8 protein-coding genes are annotated in these 20108 nt (G+C 67.1%); 6 read left to right on the top strand and 2 right to left on the bottom strand.

The window, feature by feature from the left end; genetic code table 11:
• Window positions 1–6: 6 nt before the first annotated feature.
• Complete coding sequence (locus AB5J62_RS24625; RefSeq protein WP_370942301.1) at window positions 7–6477, top strand: beta-ketoacyl synthase N-terminal-like domain-containing protein; 6471 nt, start codon at window positions 7–9, stop codon at window positions 6475–6477.
• A 588-nt stretch (window positions 6478–7065) separates the two neighbouring features.
• Here AB5J62_RS24625 and AB5J62_RS24620 read toward each other — a convergent pair.
• Window positions 7066–7248 carry a hypothetical protein gene (locus AB5J62_RS24620; RefSeq protein WP_370942300.1) on the bottom strand — a complete coding sequence of 61 codons (183 nt, stop codon included), beginning with the start codon at window positions 7246–7248 and terminating at the stop codon, window positions 7066–7068.
• A gap of 34 nt (window positions 7249–7282) precedes the next feature.
• Between AB5J62_RS24620 and AB5J62_RS24615 the strand changes: the two genes are divergently transcribed.
• Genes AB5J62_RS24615 through ispG form a run of 4 tightly spaced genes read left to right on the top strand, consistent with a single transcriptional unit; the run spans window position 7283 to window position 12418 of the window.
• Window positions 7283–8224: a polyprenyl synthetase family protein gene (locus AB5J62_RS24615; RefSeq protein WP_370942299.1), complete on the top strand. Its 942-nt coding sequence runs from the start codon at window positions 7283–7285 to the stop codon at window positions 8222–8224.
• On the top strand, window positions 8221–9489 hold the full coding sequence (gene ispH / locus AB5J62_RS24610) for a 4-hydroxy-3-methylbut-2-enyl diphosphate reductase (protein ID WP_370942298.1): 1269 nt from the start codon (window positions 8221–8223) through the stop codon (window positions 9487–9489). Before AB5J62_RS24615 ends, ispH begins: the two co-directional genes overlap by 4 nt.
• A gap of 5 nt (window positions 9490–9494) precedes the next feature.
• Window positions 9495–11267 carry a 1-deoxy-D-xylulose-5-phosphate synthase gene (locus AB5J62_RS24605; RefSeq protein ID WP_370942297.1) on the top strand — a complete coding sequence of 591 codons (1773 nt, stop codon included), beginning with the start codon at window positions 9495–9497 and terminating at the stop codon, window positions 11265–11267.
• A gap of 17 nt (window positions 11268–11284) precedes the next feature.
• Window positions 11285–12418 carry a flavodoxin-dependent (E)-4-hydroxy-3-methylbut-2-enyl-diphosphate synthase gene (ispG, locus tag AB5J62_RS24600; RefSeq protein WP_370950321.1) on the top strand — a complete coding sequence of 378 codons (1134 nt, stop codon included), beginning with the start codon at window positions 11285–11287 and terminating at the stop codon, window positions 12416–12418.
• Window positions 12419–12877: 459 nt separating this feature from the next.
• On the opposite strand, the gene AB5J62_RS24595 is transcribed toward ispG, so the two are convergent.
• Window positions 12878–13456: a hypothetical protein gene (locus AB5J62_RS24595; RefSeq protein ID WP_370942296.1), complete on the bottom strand. Its 579-nt coding sequence runs from the start codon at window positions 13454–13456 to the stop codon at window positions 12878–12880.
• 418 nt (window positions 13457–13874) lie between these two features.
• Between AB5J62_RS24595 and adhE the strand changes: the two genes are divergently transcribed.
• The gene (gene adhE / locus AB5J62_RS24590) at window positions 13875–19949 is read left to right on the top strand and encodes a bifunctional acetaldehyde-CoA/alcohol dehydrogenase (protein WP_370942295.1); all 6075 of its coding nucleotides are present in this window, start codon (window positions 13875–13877) and stop codon (window positions 19947–19949) included.
• Window positions 19950–20108 lie beyond the last annotated feature (159 nt).

The raw sequence follows: 20108 nt of genomic DNA, 5'->3' as shown, positions 1-20108 counted from the left end.
GCAAGGATGCCTGGCCCGAACTGGCTCCGAGGTTCGAGCCCCGGCGAGCCCATCGCAGTCGTGGGGCGCGGCTGTGTCCTCCCGGGGGCATGCGACCCGGATGGCTTCTGGGACGTGGTCGCCAACGGGGAAACCGCACTGCGCACTGTGCCGTCCGGATATTGGGGCGTACCGGCGGCGTCGGTGCTCGGCGGGAACGGGGAGGACGGGCACACCCGCACCGACGTCGGGGGATACGTGACAGGCTTCTCGTCCATGTTCGACCCCGGGGCGTACCGGCTCCCGGCGAATCTGGTCACTGAGCTCGATCCGGTGTTCCAGTGGGTTCTCCACGGTGCGGGTGCGGCATTGCGCGAAGCGGGGCAGGACGCACTGACCGCGCGTGCCGGGCTGGTACTGGGTAATCTGTCCTATCCGTCGGCCGGGCTCAGCAGGTATGCGGAGGCTGTCTGGCGGGAGGTGGCCAGGCCACATCCATACAACCGTTTCTGCTCGGGGCTTCCGGCGCAGGTCGCGGCTCGTGGCCTCGGCCTCGGGCTCGGTGGGTACGCGATCGACGCGGCCTGCGCCTCGTCGTTGTATGCCATCGCGTTGGCCTGCCGCAGGCTCCAGGACGGCAAGGCCGACCTGATGGTGGCCGGTGGGGTCAACGCGGCGGACGACCTCTTCTTGCATGTCAGTTTCAGCAGCTTGTCGGCGTTGAGCGGCACCGGGCGGAGCCGGCCGTTCCACCGTGCAGCAGACGGACTCGTGCCGGCCGAAGGCGCCGCTTTTCTCGCGCTCATGCGGCTCTCCGACGCGATCGCCGCGGACGCCGAGATCCACGGTGTGATCCGCGGTGTGGGCCTGTCGAATGACGGGACCGAAGGCGGCTTCCTGGTGCCGTCCGAGGAAGGCCAGCGCCGTGCCATGCTCGCCGCCTACCAGGCCGCCGGCGTCTCGCCGGACACGGTCGGGCTCGTCGAGTGTCACGCCACGGGGACGCCTGTCGGCGACGCGGTGGAGGCGCGCAGCACCGCGCGGTTCTTCGCCGGATCGTCGGACGTGCCCGTGGGGTCGGTCAAGTCCAACATCGGGCACGCCATCACCGCCGCTGGCGGCGCCGCCATGCTGAAGGTGCTGGGCGCGCTGCGGCACGGAATCCGTCCGCCGACGCTCAGCGCCGACGAGCCGATACCAGAACTGGACGGCACGCCGTTGCGGCTGGTGAGGGAAACCGAGGAATGGACCGGGCCACGGCGGGCCGCCGTCAGCGCGTTCGGTTTCGGCGGCAACAACGCACACCTCGTGATCGACGCGTGGCACGGTGACGACCTCGGAACCGTGCTGCCGATCCCGGCGCACGTGCCCCGCGAACCCGAGCGGCCGGAGATCGCCGTCGTGGCGATCGGCGCGCGAGTCGGTGCGGGCGCCGATCTCGACGACCTGCGCCGTGATCTGCTCGGCGCACCACTCGGCGCGACGGCCAGAGAGACCATCGAGGTTGTCTTCGACGGCTTGCGCTTTCCCCCGCTCGATCTTCAGCAGGCCCACGCGCAGCAGGTCCTGGTGCTCGAAGCCGCACGCGAAGCGGCCGCGGCGACCACGCTGCCCGCTGACCGCACGATGGTCCTCGTCGGGATGGGTTGTGATCCGGAGGTGGCGCGGATCGTCGCCCGCTGGCGGGCTCCGGAGTGGCTCGCCGGGCAGGACCGGCCGGTCGATCCGCGGACCGCGGCGCAGCTGCGCGACTCGCTGTGCCCTCCGCAGACCTCGGCCGCGGTGGTGGGTGCCATGCCGAACGTGGTCGCCAACCGGATCAACGTGCAACTCGGCCTGACCGGTCCCGGATTCGCGGTCAGTGCCGAGGAAACGTCCGGAATCGTCGCACTCGACATCGGACTGGCGGCGCTGCGGTCCGACGCCGCCGACGCGGTGCTTGTCGGTGCCGTCGACCTTTCGTGTGAACCGGTGCACCAGGCCGCGCTGGCGGACCTCGGTTTCGGCCAGCCGACCGGCGACGCGGCCGTGGTGGTCGTCCTCAAACGACTGGAGGACGCGCGATCCGCAGGGGACACCGTGCTGGCGGTGCTGGACGAGCCCGGCGACGCTCTGCCGACCGACGCGACTCTGCGAGTGGGGGACATGGCGGCCTTCGCCGAGCCCGGCGTCTGCCATTTCGACCCTGCCTCGTCGTTCGGCCGATCGCACGCGGCCAGCGGCCTGCTGTCGGTCGCGGTAGGCGTTCTCGCGGTGCATCACCGGATGCGGCCGCGAACCGGGGACTCGGCGATGCCGATGCCCGGACTCACCTCGGTGGTGTGCGGCAGCAGGCCGTTCGAAGGTCCCTCCGTGCTGGTGCGGCTGCGGGCCGGTGACCGCGCGGGTCTGACTGAACATGACCCGCCGCGGCTGCGGACCTATTCCGGTGTGGACAAGGATGGCGTGCTCGCGGCGCTCGAGGCGGGACGGGAGTCGCCAGGCGGCCCGGCCCGGCTTGTCCTGGTGGACGAGGGACCCGGGCAGTTCGGCGCGCTTACCGCCAGAGCCGGTCGGTGGCTGCGTGGTGAGGTGCCGAAGCCGGCGGGCATGGCCTTCCGCGAGACGCCGATCAGCGGCGAGATCGCCTTCGTCTACTCCGGCGGCTCCATGGCGTACCACGGGATGGGCCGTGAACTGATGCTGGCTTTCCCGGAGCAGGTCGACGTGGTGGCGGCACGGTGCGGTTCGCTGGACCCGGTCATCGGCTGGGCGTTCGACACCGAAGAAGACCGGCCACGGCACCCGCTCGACCAGATCGGGGGCGCGTCCGTTCTCGGGCAGCTGCACACCTTGATCACCAGGGACCTGATGGGGGTCCGGCCCGACGCTTCGCTGGGCTACTCATCCGGTGAGTCCAGCGCGCTCGCTTCGCTGGGCGCGTGGCCCGACGTGTCGTCGCTCGTCACCGACGCGTGGAAAACGGAGCTGTTCACCAAATTGGTCGTCGCGGAGATGGAGGTGCCGCGCCGAGCGTGGCGCGAGCAGGGTGTCGAGGGCGGCCGGTGGATGAGCTATCTGGTCAGCGCTTCCGCCGATCAGGTCCGGGCGGCACTGGACACCGAGCCGGTGGTCCACCTCATGGTGGTCAATTCCCCGGAATCGTGCGTGTTCGGTGGTGAGGCCGGGGCGTGCGAACGTGTGCTGGCTCGGCTGGCAGGCATCGCCGCGCTGCCGATCCCGTACGAGATCGCGGCCCACGTGCCGGAGGTGGCGGAGGTTCGCACGGCCTGGCGTGCGCTGCACCATCTGCCGACCCGTGCCGTGCCGGGAGTTCGTTTTCACACCTGCTCGACCGGCGACTGGTACGTCCCGACCGCCGACGCGGCCGCTGACGCGATCACAGCGCAGGGAATGGGTTCTATCGACTTCGCCGCGACCGTCGAACGGGCCTGGCAGGACGGAGTACGGGTCTTCGTCGAGCACGGTCCGGGCCGCCAGTGCGCCGGCTGGATCGGCCAGACCCTGGGCGGGCGTGACCATCTCGCACTGGCCATCGACGCCGGTGATGGCAGGCGGGTCGGCCAACTTTTCCAGGTCGGCGCGGAACTCGTCGCGGCAGGCATCCCGGTGCGGGTCGACGAACTGGCGTCCTGCCTGGACTCGGTGACGCCGGACGGCGCGCGCACCGGGAAATCGCTGACCTTGCCGGCGCATCCGCCTCGCGTTCGGCTGCCACCCGTCGAGCTACCCGAGGCAGCGCCGACGGTTCAGGCGGTCCAAGTGATGGCACCGCCGCCGGACAGCGTTCCGGAGCCCACCGCGGACGCGCCCCTGGCACGCGAGACCCCAGCTGTGGCCGCGGTCGACACACCGTCCGTGGCGACGGAAATGATCGTCAGGCACGCCACTCGCGTGGCTTCCGCGCATCGCGGTTTTCTTCGCGTGCAAAGTGAGGCACACCAGATGTTCCTGGCCTGGCAGAGCCGGATCAGCGGACTCGCCGGGTCTGCGGGCAGCGCCTCGGTTCTGCCGCCGGCTCCGATCGGCGGTCCGCCGCCCTCGGTCACCCACACGGGTCCGAACACGCCGACCGGGCCAGCGTTCAGCAGAACACAGCTCGAGCGTCTGGCCACCGGGCCGATCTCCGAGTTGTTCGGCCCGGTGTTCACTCCCCAGGACGGCAAGCCTCGGCAGACCAGGATGCCCAGCCCGCCGCTGCTGCTGGCGGACCGGGTGCTCGGCATCGACGCCGAGCCGGCGTCACTGGGCACGGGCACCATCTGGACGGAGACCGACGTCCGCCTCGACGCCTGGTATCTGGATCCGGCAGGGCGCATGTCACCCGGCATGCAGGTCGAAGCCGGCCAAGCCGATCTGCTGCTCATCAGCTGGCTCGGCGTGGACCTGTTCACCGAAGGTGACCGTGTCTACCGATTGCTGGGCTGTGAACTCACTTTCCATGGTGGTCCCGCCAAGCCAGGCGAGACCTTGCGATACCAGATCCAGATCGATGGTCACGAAGAACATGGCGGGATCAGGCTGTTCTTCTTCCACTACGACGCCTACGCCGGTGATGAGCTCCGATTGTCCGTGCGTGCTGGAAAGGCCGGGTTCTTCACCGATGACGAACTGAAGGACACCGGGGGAGTCCGGTGGGATCCCGGCGCCGAGCCGCCTGATCCCGATGGGGTGGTTGACCCGGTCGTGCTGGAAACGAGCTCCCGTAGCTTCACCGAGGACGACGTCAAAGCGTTCCTCGAGGGACGTCTTGCTGACTGTTTCGGCCGCCGCTGGGATTTCGCTCGCACCCACATCCGCAGTCCTCGGCTCGGAAACGAGGCGATGCGGCTACTGGGCCGCGTTTCCGCCTACGACCCGGTGGGCGGTCCGTGGGGGCGAGGGTACCTGCGTGCGGAGACACCGGTCACCGCCGGTGACTGGTACTTCGCGGGACATTTCCCGAATGACCCGTGCATGCCAGGCAACCTCATGCTGGACGGCTGCTTCCAAGCCATGGCCTTCTATCTCGCCGCCGGCGGCCACACGGTCGCACGTGACGGGTGGCGGTTCGAGCCGGTTCCCGGTGCGGCCTTTCCGATGGTCTGCCGTGGCCAGGTCACCCCGGACAGCGAGCTGCTGACCTACGAGCTGTTCGTGTCCAGGCTGTCCGCCGCCCCGCGACCCGAGCTGACCGCGGACCTGGTGTGCACGGTGGACGGGGTGCGGGCGTTTCACGTGCGGGACCTGCGTCTGCGGCTGGTGCCGGACTGGCCATTGGATCACTGGCGTCAGCTCGGGCCACCCGCAGTGCAGACCGGCGGTGTCCACACACGGCACCGCGAGCTGGCGGGTTTGGTGGGGTACCGGGAACGTGCCGAGGTCGCGCGGGTCGGCGAGTTCCCGTACGACTACGCGGCGATGCTCGCTTGTGCCTGGGGTAAGCCGACCGACGCGTTCGGTCCCGCCTACGCACCGTTCGACGGAGTTCGCAGGCTCGCCCGGTTGCCTGGGCCACCGTTCCATTTCATGAGCAGGGTGGTAGCGACGGAGGGACCGCCATGGGTGTTGCAGACAGGCAGCGCCGTCGAAGTCGAATACGACGTTCCGCCGGACGTGTGGTACTTCCAGCAGAACGATCATGCCGGCGCGATGCCCTTCGCCGTGCTCATGGAAGTAGTGCTTCAGGCCAGTGGCTGGCTGGCGTCCTACGTCGGCTCCGCGCTGACCAGCGACACTGACCTGCTCTTCCGCAACCTCGACGGCTCAGGCACGGTTCACCGCGAAATCGGGCCGGGGATCGGCACACTGCGCACCAGGACGCGTCTGCGCGACGTCTCCCAGAGCGGGGAGATGATCATTCAGGCCTTCGACGTCGAGTGCACGGCGAACGGGCAGCCGGTCTTCGACTTGAGCACCGTGTTCGGGTTCTTCCCGCCGAGTGCGTTCGACAACCAGGCTGGGCTGCCACCCGCCGACGAGGAGCGGGAACTGCGGAACGCTCCGTCCGAATTCTCACTGGACCTGCGGGGCAGGCCCGCTCGCTATTTCGATTCGGCGCTGAGCCTTCCTGGCCCAATGCTGCTCATGGTGGACGAAGTGAGCGGTTACTGGCCTGACGCCGGCCAGGCCGGGCTCGGCCGGGTACGCGGTGAGAAGCGGGTGAACCCCGATGATTGGTTCTTCAAGGCACATTTCTTCCAGGACCCGGTGCAGCCGGGATCGCTCGGTGTGCAGGCACTGTGCCAGCTGCTGCAGTTCTACGCGATCGAGCGTGGGCTCGGGAATCCCGAGCGCACGCGGTTCACGCCGGTGCTGCTGGGCGAACCAGTGCACTGGAAGTATCGAGGCCAGGTCACACCGCGCAGCGCGGTCATCACGATGGAGGTCGAGATCCTTGCCGTGGTCGAGGACGGCCAAGAGACCCGAATTCTCGCGCAAGGCTGGCTGTGGGCCGATGATGTGCGCATCTACCACGTTCAGCGGTTCGGCATCGGTCTGGTTCCGGTCCCGAACTGAGCGCACGGCCCGATACGCGCTGGGCTGGGTTCGGCCTGCCTGAAGACCTCTTTCCCGTCGTACCTTCCTGAACGCGCATGCCATTCGAGCACGGCGCGGACCGTGCTCTTGATGTTCGGGTAGCGCACGTTGATGTCCGTTACGAAGGCGTGCCGGTACACGGCGGTCGGGCGCGCCACATGCGTGCGTGCAGGGCGGACAGGGGAAGAAATCCCTGACGGTCGGCATTCCGAGGTCGTCGACGGTGAGGAATCGTGTCACTGAGGTTCGCTGTTCCGAGGGGTGCGCTCATCATAAAGCCGCGGTATCCGTCGAAAATGTTGCGTGCGCAAAGGGAAATCGTGAAATTTCGAAACTTGTAACGTCCGCGCTGGCGGATTTGAACGCGTCCGGCCACTTTCAGTGGCCACCGCACCCATGGTGGTCTTAAGATCTCTGGGCCAGATGGAGGAAATTGTCGATGCCGACCTTCCTGCTGAGTAGGCTCGCGCGCAATGCAGTGCCGAAAGCTCAATCGTGTCCGATTTACTGGCATCTCTGCCCTTTTGTGCGTCCAGGCCGCCAGGAGCGGGTCGCACCGAGTTCGGCTCATGTTGTCGCGTGTTCCGTGTGATGGAAGGCATAGTCGCGGATTTCATTGGATGGCGCGATGCTGGCTGCGGGGTTGTTGATGCCCAAAGCCCTCAAACGGCGAACGGAGAGCGTGGTCGTGATGATCGACAGTGCAGCACCAACGCCGGTTGGCGAGCTTCTCGAGCAAAGCAGGATCATGACGGGAAGGGCACTACGGTCGACCGTGGCTAGGATGCCCGCACCGTTGAGCCTGGGCGCGGGATTTCATTTCGGGTGGTGGGATGCCCTGCGAAACCCGATCTCCGTGCCGAGCGGAAAGATGGTCCGTCCTGCTTTCGCTCTGCAGTCGGCGCAGGCGGTGAACGATTCGGCGGCCGACTCCGCGATGCATGTCGCCGTCGCCGTCGAACTCGTGCACAACTTCTCACTTGTCCATGACGACGTGATCGACGCGGACGAGCGCAGGCATGGCCGTCCTACTGTGTGGGCGCAGTTCGGTGTCCCGTACGCGATCATTCTCGGTGACGCGCTGCTCGCGTTGGCGAGCCAAGCACTCGTCCGTGGCGGTGAGCCCGGCACTGCGGCGATGTGCGATGAGCTCAATCAAGCGGTCCTCGATCTGTGTCTCGGCCAGCACCTGGACATAAGCTTTGAAGAACTCGCTGCCGTCTCGGCCGATGAGTACCTGGAAATGGCCGGTGGCAAGACTTCCTCGCTGCTGGCCGCCGCATGCGTGCTGGGTGGTTTGGCCGGTGATGCGACCAGCGCTCAGTTGACGGCCTTGCGTTCGTTCGGTCATCACGTCGGGCTGGCCTTCCAGTTGGTTGACGACCTGCTCGGAATCTGGGGGGATCCCGTCCTCACCGGCAAGCCGGTGGGTGGTGACCTGCGGCGTTACAAGAAGAGCATGCCGGTGATCGCGGCCTTGTCTTCCGGTACGCCCGAGGGAGTCGAACTGGCCCACCTGTACCAGACCCGGTCGATCGTGGATCAGAGGCAGGTGGCTCGCGCGGCCGCCCTGGCCGATCGTGCCGGCGCACGGGAGTGGACCGAGGCTCAGGCGGCCAAGCACCATCGATTCGCCATCGAATCGTTGCATGGCATGGACGGGAATCCTGCGGCGATCGCCCGGCTGGATGCGCTCGCCGACCTCGTGATCAGGAGGGACAGTTGAGGCATGACAAGCCTGTAGATTCGTCGGGACGGGACGTCGGTCAGCAAGTCGCCGGTCAACCGGTTGCTCGCGTCGTCGTCTCTTCGGTGTTGCAAGGCATGGAAGGCGTTCGCCGATGTGAAGCCGTCGATCTTCTGCGGGGGTCGTTGCGGCGCAAAGGAATACCGGTAGAGCGCGTCTCCGCATTCGACGCGCGGGACGGTGACTTCGCGCTGTACGAGGCTCCTGGTCTTGAGGGCACTACTCTTTTTGTCGGCGTTCACGGGATATCTGGCGCAATGCTGGACGAGGTTCGATCCGTTGTCGACAAGTGGGCGGCCGTGCGCGGTGACCGCAACATTCTACTGCCTTCTCCTCGATCGTTTTGTGCGGGTGTTGAGCGTGCGATAAAGATCGTCGAGAAAACACTCGAGCGGCGAACCAATCCAGTGTTCGTACGCAAAGAGATTGTGCACAACAAGCACGTCGTCGCCGATCTTGCCCAACGTGGTGCGACATTCGTGGACGAACTCGACGAAGTGCCGGATGGCGCGACGGTGGTCTTTTCGGCGCACGGGGTTTCTCCCGCTGTGCGAGAGGAAGCGGCCCGACGTGGCCTCGAGGTCATCGACGGAACCTGTCCGTTGGTCACCAAGGTGCACTCGGAGGCCCGGCGCTTCGCGGCTCGTGGCGACACGATCGTCCTCATCGGACACGCCGGTCATGAAGAGGTCGAGGGCACTATGGGCGAGGCGCCTGCGTCGACGATCCTGGTGGAGACCGTGGAGGACGTGGAAGGCCTGGAAGTCGTTGACCCGGCGCATGTCTCCTACCTGACGCAGACCACACTCGCGGTGGATGAGACCGCGGAGGTGGTTTCGGCGCTCCGCAAGAAGCTTCCGCTGCTGAATGAGCCACCGACAGACGATATCTGCTACGCCACCACCAACCGGCAGAACTCGCTCCAGGCCGTGATCGAGGAGTCGGACCTGGTGCTGGTCGTCGGATCGGGTAACTCCTCCAACTCGGTCCGGCTCGTCGAGCTCGCGCGGAGGCAGGGGACGCCTGCGCAGCTCATCGACGACACGGGCGACATCCGGCCGGAATGGCTGTCCGGCAAGCGGGTCATCGGGCTCACCGCCGGGGCATCCGCCCCACCATTTCTGGTGAATCAGGTGATCGCCGCAATCGGCGGACTGGGGCAGACGACGGTGGTGGAACGCGAATTCACAGAGGAGACCCTGCAATTCGGCCTCCCCTCCGCCGTTCGTGAGGGACAGGAGTAATCGTCATGAACCAGTTTCCCGACGTAGTCGCGTTGAAGGCGATGGACAAGGACCAGATTTCGGAGCTTGCAGAGCGGATCCGGACGTTCCTTGTCGACAAGGTGTGCCAGGTCGGTGGCCATCTGGGCTCGAATCTGGGAGTCGTCGAGCTGACGATCGCCCTGCACCGGGTATTCGACTCGCCGAGGGACCGCATTGTCTTCGACACCGGCCACCAGGCGTACGTGCACAAGATCCTGACCGGCCGCGGCGAAGACTTCGACACACTACGGCAGGCCGGCGGCTTGGCCGGGTACCCCCAGCAGGCCGAGTCGGTCCACGACCATGTGGAGAACTCACATGCCTCGACCGCGCTGTCGTATGCGGACGGGATCGCCAAGGCCAATCGCCTGGCGGGCGAGACCGGACGGTTCGTCGTCGCGGTGATCGGTGACGGCGCGATGACCGGCGGGCTGGCCTGGGAGGCTTTGAACAACCTTGGCGTGAGCCAGGATCCGGTGATCGTGGTGCTCAACGACAACGGCCGGTCCTACGATCCCACGATCGGCGGGCTGGCCTCGCACCTCGCCGCGTTACGCTCTGGACAGTCCATACCGGACAACCTCTTCGTGCAGATGGGGTTGTCCTATGTGGGGCCCATCGACGGACATGACGCGGTTGGCGTGGAAAGCGCGTTGCGGCATGCCGCCGGACTCGGCGGTCCCACCGTCGTGCACTGCGTCACGGAGAAGGGACGCGGATACCTGCCTGCTGAAAACGACGAGGCCGATCGGATGCACGGGATCGGGGTACTCGATCCGGCTACGGGCAGGGCCAAGTCGACCTCCCGGCCGAGCTGGACCAGCCTGTTCGGCACGGAGATCGCCGAGATCGGCGCCGAGCGCGAGGACATCGTCTGCATCACCGCGGCCATGCTCCAGCCTGTCGGGCTCAAGCGTTTCGCCGACCGGTTCCCGGGACGGGTCTTCGACGTCGGTATCGCGGAGCAGCACGCCGTCACCTCGGCGGCAGGCCTGGCGATGGGTGGCGTGCACCCCGTCGTCTGCCTGTACGCGACTTTCCTGAACAGGGCGCTGGATCAGACGGCCATGGACGTGGCGCTGCACAAGCTTCCGGTGACGTACGTGCTGGACCGTGCGGGTATCACCGGCCCAGATGGCCCCAGTCATCACGGGGTCTGGGATCTGGCGCTACTCGGTCACATCCCTGGTCTGCGCATCGCCGCGCCGAGGGACGGAGACCAGCTGGCGGCGTTGCTGCGTGAAGCGGTCGGCATCGACGATGGCCCGACCGTGGTGCGGTTCCCCAAAGCCAGTGTGGGGCCGGACATTCCCGCGCTCAATCGGATCGACGGGATGGACGTGTTGTACCGCAGCAGCTTCCTGCCGCTCGACGTGCTGATCGTGGCCGCGGGTGTCACCGCGGGTGCCGCGCTGGAAGCCGCGGGCCTGATCGAGCGGCAGGGGCATGGTGTCACCGTCGTGGATCCGCGCTGGGTGCTGCCGGTCAATCCCGCGTTGGTGCACTTCGCTGCCCGGCACCGGCTGGTGGTCACCGTCGAGGACGGGCTCAGGTCGGGTGGTATGGGAACGGCGGTCGCCCAGGCGTGCTCCCAACTGCCGGCCACGGTGCTCAACCTCGGTGTACCGCCGTCGTTCGTGGCGCACGGGGACCGTCAGGCGATCCTGGCGGAGTGTGGGCTCAGCGGCGGTTCGATCGCGGCTTCGGTGTTGGCCATGACCTTTGAGGACGTTAGCCGAACAGGAGTCGCGCTGTGACGACGGTACCGCTGGGTATGCCGGATCTTCCTCCGCCAGTGTTGTCCGATCGACGCAAGACCCGGCAGTTGCGGGTGGGCTCCGTCGGCGTGGGCAGTGAGCACCCGATTTCGGTGCAGTCGATGACCACCACCCTGACCTCCGACGTGAACGCGACGCTGCAGCAGATCGCCGAGCTGACGGCGGCGGGATGTGACATCGTGCGGGTGGCGTGCCCGTCGGCTGACGACGCGGAGGCGTTGTCGGCGATCGCGAAGAAGTCGCAGATCCCGGTGATCGCGGACATCCACTTCCAGCCGAAGTACGTGTTCGCGGCGATCGAGGCCGGGTGCGCGGCGGTCCGGGTGAACCCGGGGAACATCCGCAAGTTCGACGACCAGGTCAAGGAGATCGCCCGCGCGGCGAAGGACCACGGCACGCCGATCCGGATCGGCGTCAACGCCGGGTCCTTGGACAAGCGGCTGCTGGAGAAGTACGGCAAGGCCACGCCCGAGGCGTTGGCGGAGTCGGCCATGTGGGAGGCGTCGCTGTTCGCCGAGCACGACTTCCACGACATCAAGATCTCGGTCAAGCACAACGACCCGGTCGTCATGGTGCGGGCGTACGAGCTGCTGGCCGAGCAGTGCGACTACCCGCTGCACCTCGGCGTGACCGAGGCTGGTCCGGCGTTCCAGGGCACCATCAAGTCGGCGGTGGCGTTCGGTGCGCTGCTGCGGCAAGGCATCGGGGACACGATCCGGGTGTCGCTGTCGGCGCCGCCGGTGGAAGAGGTCAAGGTCGGGATCCAGATCCTGCAGTCGCTGAACCTCAAGCAGCGCAAGCTGGAGATCGTGTCGTGCCCGTCCTGTGGTCGCGCGCAGGTCGACGTCTACACCCTCGCCGAGCAGGTCACCGCCGGTCTGGAGGGCATGGAGATCCCGCTGCGTGTCGCGGTCATGGGCTGTGTCGTCAACGGCCCCGGCGAAGCCCGCGAAGCCGACCTCGGTGTCGCCTCCGGCAACGGCAAGGGCCAGATCTTCGTCAAGGGCGAGGTCATCAAGACCGTGCCCGAACACGCGATCGTCGAGACCCTCATCGAAGAAGCCATGCGCATCGCCGAAGAAGCAGGCGAAACCATCGGCGAAGGATCACCGGTGGTTGTGGTTTCCTGAGCGACAAATCTATTCCACCTGGCTGAATGCCTGCGACGACGTGATCGTGGAAGCGGGTATTCCGCTTGCTTCCCGTTGCCGCACCGGATAGCCGTCGACACTTGTGAGTTCTGAACATCTTCTCCGAACAACTTTGCTGGCCATGACCTGGGACGCCAGGTCATGGCCAGCAGTGAAACACGCGGCAGGCCGGACGACCGACACGGTTTTCGGCAGGATCTGTCCTGTTTGTCAGCCTTTTCGGAAGGAGTGATCGGCGAGCGGGGTCCACCGTGCGGAACATGCCGTCGCGGCGCTGCTGGTGTGAGCCGTAGTGTCCACACCAGCAGCGCCGCGGGTGTCAGAGATGGCGAGCGTCGTTGGTAAATCCCCAATTGCTTGTTGAGGTGTAAGGGGGGAGAATGGCCGTTCTCAACGCTTTCTTGAGGCGGCGGATTCGCGCGCCTGGCGGCAGTGCCTTCAGCGGGCGGTGGCGTGCAGTCGGAAGCGGACCCGCGGCTGGAGATTCCCGAAGGTGCGGACGAGTACCTGTCGCGGTACCTCTTCGATGACCTTGTCGGAAGCTCGGTCGTCGGGGCAAGGTGGGACGCAGCATGCCAGCAGCACTGAAGGGAGCAGGCCGCAGCTCCACTCGGGCCAGCTGGTGTGGTCTTTGCTGTCCTGAATGGCGTCGATCCGCAGAAAATCGCACTGTGTGGTGCGAACCAGGACGGTGCAATGGTTTTCGAACAGGACGGCGGTGACCGGCGCGGCAGGAGTGTCCGGGTCCGAGGTGGTGGTGCTCAGCCAGTCCTCTGCTTCCATCGCGGTCCAGCCCGGTCTGGCCAGGCGAAGCCGGACATCGCTGCCGGCGTGGTGGTGCCAGTCATCGCCCGTGGTGATGGAGTGCTCGACGTTCATCACCGTTATGGCGGGTTCCAGCCAACCGAAATCCATCGGGACTGGATGAGGCAGGCGGATGACAGCTGCGGTGCGGACCCCGTTTTCGGGCGATTCCTCCCACAGCACATAGTCGGCGGCTTGGCCGTGGGCGGCCAAGGGATCCGACCAACTCCAAGTGTGTGGACTGTTCATTTCACTCTTTCGTGTGACGGTTGGGCTGTGGGTCGAGTTGGCAGGCCAAGTCACTTGCTGAGGTAACAGTAGTCGCAAAGTGACGGTTTGGGTCCGCACAAAAAACGCACAATTTCGGACTCGTGACTCCGGTCATCGCTTGGCCGCCGTAATCGGATATGCGCTATTTCGTGGCGCGTGCGGATGGGAAGTCGCCGACTCGATCTGGCGCGGGTGGTGCGGTTGAGATCGTTTCCGGTGGCGGCCGGGACGGCTGCGAGGTGCTGGTAGAGCGGTAGTGGCGACGGAATTTCGACCCTGTTCTCCGTGTCGGGCGAGCCGAGTTCCGGCGCCCGACCGGCAGCTGAAAGTGAAAAATATTCATTAACTTCCGGGGGTGTTCATGGATTCGATTCAGATAGCGACCGGCGCGATCACCGAATTCGCCATTGCCAGTGGTGATGTCAATCCGTTGCACGTTGATGCCGGTTACGCGGCCAAGACGAGTTTCGGTGAACCGGTCACTCACGGAGCGCTCATTGTCTTGTACGCGCTGGGAACGCTCGGCCCTCGGAGTACCCCGTTACCGATACGGAGGCTCGCCGCGCGCTTTCACGCGGCGGTGTTCCCCGGCCAGGACTACGACGCGGTGGTCGAGAGCCGCGACGAGCACGGGGTCCACCTGCAGGTGCGCCGGCATGGCCGGTTGATGGCCGACCTCACTGTCGAACTCGCGGAGCGTGCCCTTGACATCCAGGGCACGCCGGTGGCTGGCGGACGCCGCACGGAAGCGGCGGACGTGGCGCTCGCGGACCTGGTCGAGAACGCGAAGCTGGAGATTTCCTACGAGACCACCCCCGGGGCCTATCGAGGCCTGCTCGAACGATGCGGCGCCGCCGCGGCCGGCGTGACGTGCGCGCAGGCCACTCTGCTCGGCTGGGCGAGCTATCTGGCTGGGATGGAATTGCCGGGCAAGCAGGCGGTGTTGTCCGGGTTGACCGTCGAGTTCGGGGACTATCTGCCTGATGCCGGCGTGGTGGAGGTCAAACGGGTGGACGCCCGCCGGGGGCTGCTGGCCCTCGCCGGGAAGCTGCCTGGCTGGGGACGGGTGGAGCTCGCCGTGGCGTCGCGGAGCGTCTCGCCCGAGCCGGACGCCGATGCAGTGCGGACGCTGGTGGGGGATGGACAGCCGCTGGCCGGCAAGGTGGCACTGGTCATCGGTGGCAGCCGAGGGCTTGGCGCCGGGGTGGCACAGGCGCTCGCCCTGCAAGGCGCGGAGGTCTACGTGACCCATCGTCGCGGCTCCGTCGATGCCGAGCGGGTCAAGACTGGCCTGGGTGTCGCCGGTGAGCGTGTCCGCCTGGTGTCGAGTGACGCGGCCGACACCGACGCGAACCAGGCGTTGCTCGATCGGGTGATCGCCGGGCACGGCAGACTGGATCTGCTTGTTCTCAACGCCTTCCCTCCACTGCGAGAAGGCGACCCTGGATATGTCGAGCGCGCGCTCGCGGCCGTGCGGGAACCATTGGCGGCTCTGGCGCCTGCCGTGGCCGCCGCAGCGGGGAAGATCGTGCTGGTTTCCAGCGCCGCCGTGCATGAGCCGCCTCCCGGCTGGGAGTACTACGCGGAAGCCAAGCGCCGAAGCGAAGACCTGCTCCGAGACACAGTGGCGGCGCGGCCGACGATCGGTGGGTTGCTCGTCCGGCCGCCTCGGCTGGACACCGGGTTCGTCGGCACGTTCGGTGACGCTGATCGGGGGATGCCGGTCGCGACCGCGGCTGTGACGGTCGTGAAGCACGCGGCTGCCGGGGAGCCGGGAGTGGTCACGGTGGTCGATGATCTTCCCGCTCGGGAATCCACCGCGCGGGGAACCGTCGCCGTGGCCGCGACCTTCACCCTCGACCCGCTGGCCGAGCCGCTGCGGGCGTGGATCACGAGGCTGGGTCTTGACCTTGACGTGCGTTTCGCTCCCTACGCCCAGGTTTTCCAGGAGCTGCTGAGCCCCGCCGGCGTGCTGAGCGAGGCGCGATCGGGATGCGCGGTGGTGCTGGTGAGGTTGGACGATTGGCCTGCCTGCGACCTCGACCGGAACCTCACCGAGCTGACCTCGGCGGTGCGTGCGTTCGCCGCCCGCCGCGGGGTTCCGCTGGTGGTCCAGGTCTGCCCGTCGCCGTCGGCCGAGGTGACGGCGGATCCGCGCGAGCGGCGGCTGGCCGACGAGCTGGCCGGGCTGCCGGGCGTGCACGTGGCCGGGGGAGCGGCATGGGACGGCGGCGTCATGGTTGCCGAGCCGCACGATCCGGCACGGCTGCGGATGGCGCATATTCCGTATACGGCGGCGGGGTACACGGCGTTGGCGGCAGGGCTGTCCCGGTCTGTGCACGCGTTGCTGGGCAACCCGTTCAAGGTGCTGGTGCTCGACTGTGACAACACCCTGTGGCAGGGAGTGGCAGGAGAGGACGGTCCGGACGGAATCGTGCTCACTCCCGCTTGCCTGAGCGTCCAGCGGTGGGCGGTGGAGCTGCGGGCCAGGGGGATCGTGGTGTGTCTGGCGAGCAAGAACGACCCGGACACCATCGCTGAGGTGTTCCGCCGTCGCGAGGACATGCCGTTGCGGGCCGAGCACGTCGTGGCGAGCGCGGTGGGCTGGTCCGCCAAGTCGGAGGGCATTCGCGGGCTCGTCGCGGAGTTGGGGCTGGGCCTGGACAGCGTGGTGTTCCTGGACGACAACCCGGTCGAAGTGGCCGAGGTCAGGGCCGCCTGCCCCGAAGTGCTGGCGCTGACGCTTCCCGCCGAGCCGGACGCGGTGCCCGCGTTCCTGGGCCGGGTGTGGGCCTTCGACCGGATGGTGGTGACGGACGAGGACCGGGCCCGCGCTGAGTCCTACCAGGCGAACCACCGCCGGAACCAGTCTCAGCGCGGTGCGCTCACCTTCGCCGGGTTCATCGAAGGGCTCGGGCTGCGTGTGGACGTCCGGCCCGCGGCGGAGGCCGATCTCGATCGGCTTGTCCAGCTCACGCAGCGCACCAACCAGTTCAACAGCACCACGATCCGCAGGCAAGAGGCCGATCTGCGGGCACTACTGGCTTCGCCGGGGTGCCGGTGTGACGTCGTGCGGGCCCAGGACCGGTTCGGCGACTACGGACTGGTGGGAATGGTGGTCCACGTACTGGAGCGGGACGCGGTCGTCGTCGACACCTTGTTGCTGAGCTGCCGCACGCTGGGGCGCGGGGTCGAGCATCAGGTGCTCGCCAAAGTCGGGGAGCGTGCGCTCGCCGAGGCGCTGCCGCTGCGGGTGCGGTACCGGCCCACCGCGAAGAACACGCCGGTGCGAGTCTTCCTCGAATCCATCGGCGCCGCGCCCGGCGGTGACTTCTACACGCTGGATGCCGAAGAGGCCGCCGGCATCAGGTTCCGGCCGGAGGACGTCGTGGAGGTCAGTGCCGAAGGCACACCGGCCACCGGGCCGGCCTTCGTCGACTACGCGCGACTACGCGCGTTGACGGTCTTGGCGGAGGGAAACCTGCCTGAGCTCGTCGACGACGATGCGGGCGAGGCCGTTGCGGACGATGCTTTGCCGATCGTCGCCGAGGTGCTCACCCGGGTTTTGGGTGTCGCGGACGTCGGGGCGGGTGTGCGCATCGCTGATTTGGAGGCCTCCTCGCTGGCGTTCATCGAGGCGACGGTCATGCTGGAACGATGGTTCGGCCCGCTCGAGCCGGATCTGTTCTACGTGCACAAGACGCTAGGAGATCTCGCCGCGGCGTTGGCGCCGTCGCGATTGGCGGACACCGCCGCGGCCGAGCCTGAGGCGGACTTCGAGGCCGTTGTCGATCGGCTGGTCGGCAACGCGAAGCGGGCACTGGCGGATTTCGAAACCATGGACCAGGAACAGGTCGACCACATCGTCGAGCGGGCGGCGATGGCGGCACTCGGCGCTCACCTCGAACTGGCCGAGCTCGCGGTGCGGGAGACCGGACGTGGCTCCATTGAGGACAAAGCGGTCAAGAACCTGTTCGCGGTCGAGCACATCAGCAACAGCATGGCGGGGCTGCGCACGGTAGGGGAGGTCCGCGACGACGAGCTGGCCGGGGTGGTGGACATCGTCGAGCCGGTCGGCGTGGTGTGCGCGATCACGCCGAGCACCAGCCCGACCGCGGTCGTCGTGTTCAAGGCACTGATAGCGCTCAAGACCCGCAACCCGATCATCTTCTCGTTTCACCACCTGGCCGCGGGCAGCGGCGCCCGTGCCGCCGGGATCGTGCGCGACGCGGCGATCGCGGCGGGGGCACCCGAGCACTGCGTGCAGTGGCTGGGGCTCCCGGCGCGGGAGGCCACCCGCACGTTGATGCGGCACGCCGGGGTGGCATTGGTGCTGGCGACCGGTGGTAACGAGCTCGTGCGTGCCGCCTACTCGGCGGGCAAGCCCGCGATCGGAGTGGGCGCGGGCAATGTCCCCGCGTTCGTCGCGGCTGACGCCGACGTCCGGCGCGCGGTGAACGACATCGTGTTGTCCCGCACCTTCGACAACGGAACCAGTTGCGCGGCCGAGCAGACGTTGATCGTCGATGCGAGTGTGTGGGGCGCGACCGCCGACGCCTTCGGCGAACTGCACGCGCATGTCGCGACCGCGGAGGAGAAACGCGCGCTGGAGTCGGTCCTGTTCGGAGCGGTCGCCGGCACGCCCGAATGCCACAAGGCGATGGTGAGTCCGGCCGCCATGGGCCTTCCGGCAGTCGAGATCGCCAGGCAGGCGGGATTCACCGTCGCTGAGGGCACCTCGGTGATCCTGGTAGAGGTGGCCGAAGTCGGACCCGGCGAGCCGTTGACGAGGTCCAAGCCGTTCCCGGTGCTCGCCGTGCTCAAGGTGGGTGACGCCGACGAGGGCGTCCGGCAGGCGGCCAAGGTGGTCGACTTCCACGGCCAAGGGCACACGGCGGTGGTGCACACCGCCGACGAGGGCCTTGTCCGTCGTTTCGGCGACGAGGTCAAAGCGGTGCGTGTGGTCTGGAACGCCCCCGGCGCGCAGGGTGGCATGGGGGACATCTACAACGCCTTCCTGCCGTCGCTGACATTGGGCTGTGGGTCATACGGTGGGAACTCCGTCTCGGGCAACGTCACCGCCGCGAACCTGCTCAATGTCCGGCGCATCGCCAGGCGGAACAACAACATCCAATGGTTCAAGGTCCCGCCGAAAATCTACTTCGAGCCGAATGCGCTCGGCTATCTGGCGCAGATGCCGGACGTGAGCCGCGTCTCGCTGGTCACCGGCCCGACGCTGGCCAAGCTGGGGTACGTCGAGAAGGTCAGCCGCATCCTGCGGTCGCGGCCCGAGCCGGTCGCGATCCAGGTCATCGATTTCGTCGAGCCCGAGCCCAGTGTCGAGACGGCCCGACGCGGCGCGGAGCTGATGCGTGAATTCGAACCGGACACCATCATCGCGATCGGCGGCGGGTCGTCAATGGACGCGGGGAAGGTCATGTGGTTGTGGTACGAGCAGCCGCAAGTGTCCTTCTCGGATATGAAAGAGAAGTTCTTCGACATCCGCAAACGCACTTTCACGTTTCCCCGGCTCGGCGAGCGTGCCCGGCTCGTCTGCGTCCCGACCACGTCGGGAAGTGGGTCAGAGGTAACACCGTTCGCGGTGGTCACGGACAAGAGCACGGGCGCGAAGTACCCGCTCGCCGATTACGCGCTCACGCCGAGCGTGGCGATCGTGGACCCGGTGCTGGTCCTGGGCATGCCGGAGGCGCTCGCCGCGGACAGCGGCTTCGACGCGTTGACGCACGCCACCGAGGCTTACGTCTCTGTCTTCGCCAACGACTTCACCGACGGGTTGTGCCTGCAGGCGATCAAGCTGATTTTCGACAACCTCGAACGGTCGGTGCGGTATGGCGCGGCCGATCCGAAGGCCAGGGAGAAGGTCCACAACGCGTCGACGATTGCGGGCATGGCTTTCGGTAACGCTTTTCTCGGGATCGTCCACGCCATGTCGCACACACTCGGGTCGACCTACGGGATCGCGCACGGCCGGGCGAACGCCTTGCTGCTGCCGCACGTGATCCGCTACAACGGCAGGCCGCCGACCAAACTCTCGGGCTGGCCGAAGTACGAGAGTTACCAGGCGCCCCAACGGTTCCAGGACATCGCGCGGATGCTGGGATTGCCGGCGCAGACGCCGAGCCAGGCGGTGCTCTCCTACGCCGAGGCGATCGAGCGCCTGCGGGACGCGGTCGGCATCCCGCGCTCGTTCGCGGCGCTGGGGATCGACGAGGCCGGTTTCATCGACGATCTGCCGCGCCAGGCGATGAACGCCTACCAGGACCAATGCGCACCCGCGAACCCGCGCATGCCGGTGCTCAAGGACATGGAGGCGTTGATGCGCGAGGCGTACTACTTCACCGACGGTCTTCGTGCCGTCCCGGTCCACGACGAAGATCCGCGGCCAGGCTCGGTGGTACCACGATTGCCGTCTTGACACCTGGAACGGGGGTTACGACACGTGCGTTCGCGGGCGGGGCCTGCCCGAACGGGCGAGGCTGGAACGGGTAGAGATTTTATTGAGTCTCGCGGTATGTGCTGTGCTCGGCGAAGGTCGTGTGCGGTGATCTTCGCCAAGGCCGGGACGGGAGGTGAC

Source organism: Amycolatopsis sp. cg5, assembly GCF_041346955.1.
In the GTDB taxonomy this organism is placed as follows: domain Bacteria; phylum Actinomycetota; class Actinomycetes; order Mycobacteriales; family Pseudonocardiaceae; genus Amycolatopsis.
This window is presented reverse-complemented; position numbering and strand designations above follow the sequence as displayed.

Excerpts from the sequence above, each read along its gene's own strand:
- AB5J62_RS24615 (WP_370942299.1), top strand. The coding sequence starts at position 7,283 with ATGCCCGCACCGTTGAGCCTGGGCGCGGGATTTCATTTCGGGTGGTGG.
- ispG (WP_370950321.1), top strand. The coding sequence starts at position 11,285 with ATGCCGGATCTTCCTCCGCCAGTGTTGTCCGATCGACGCAAGACCCGG.
- AB5J62_RS24620 (WP_370942300.1), bottom strand. The coding sequence starts at position 7,248 with ATGATCCTGCTTTGCTCGAGAAGCTCGCCAACCGGCGTTGGTGCTGCA.
- adhE (WP_370942295.1), top strand. The coding sequence starts at position 13,875 with ATGGATTCGATTCAGATAGCGACCGGCGCGATCACCGAATTCGCCATT.
- AB5J62_RS24625 (WP_370942301.1), top strand. The coding sequence starts at position 7 with ATGCCTGGCCCGAACTGGCTCCGAGGTTCGAGCCCCGGCGAGCCCATC.
- AB5J62_RS24605 (WP_370942297.1), top strand. The coding sequence starts at position 9,495 with ATGAACCAGTTTCCCGACGTAGTCGCGTTGAAGGCGATGGACAAGGAC.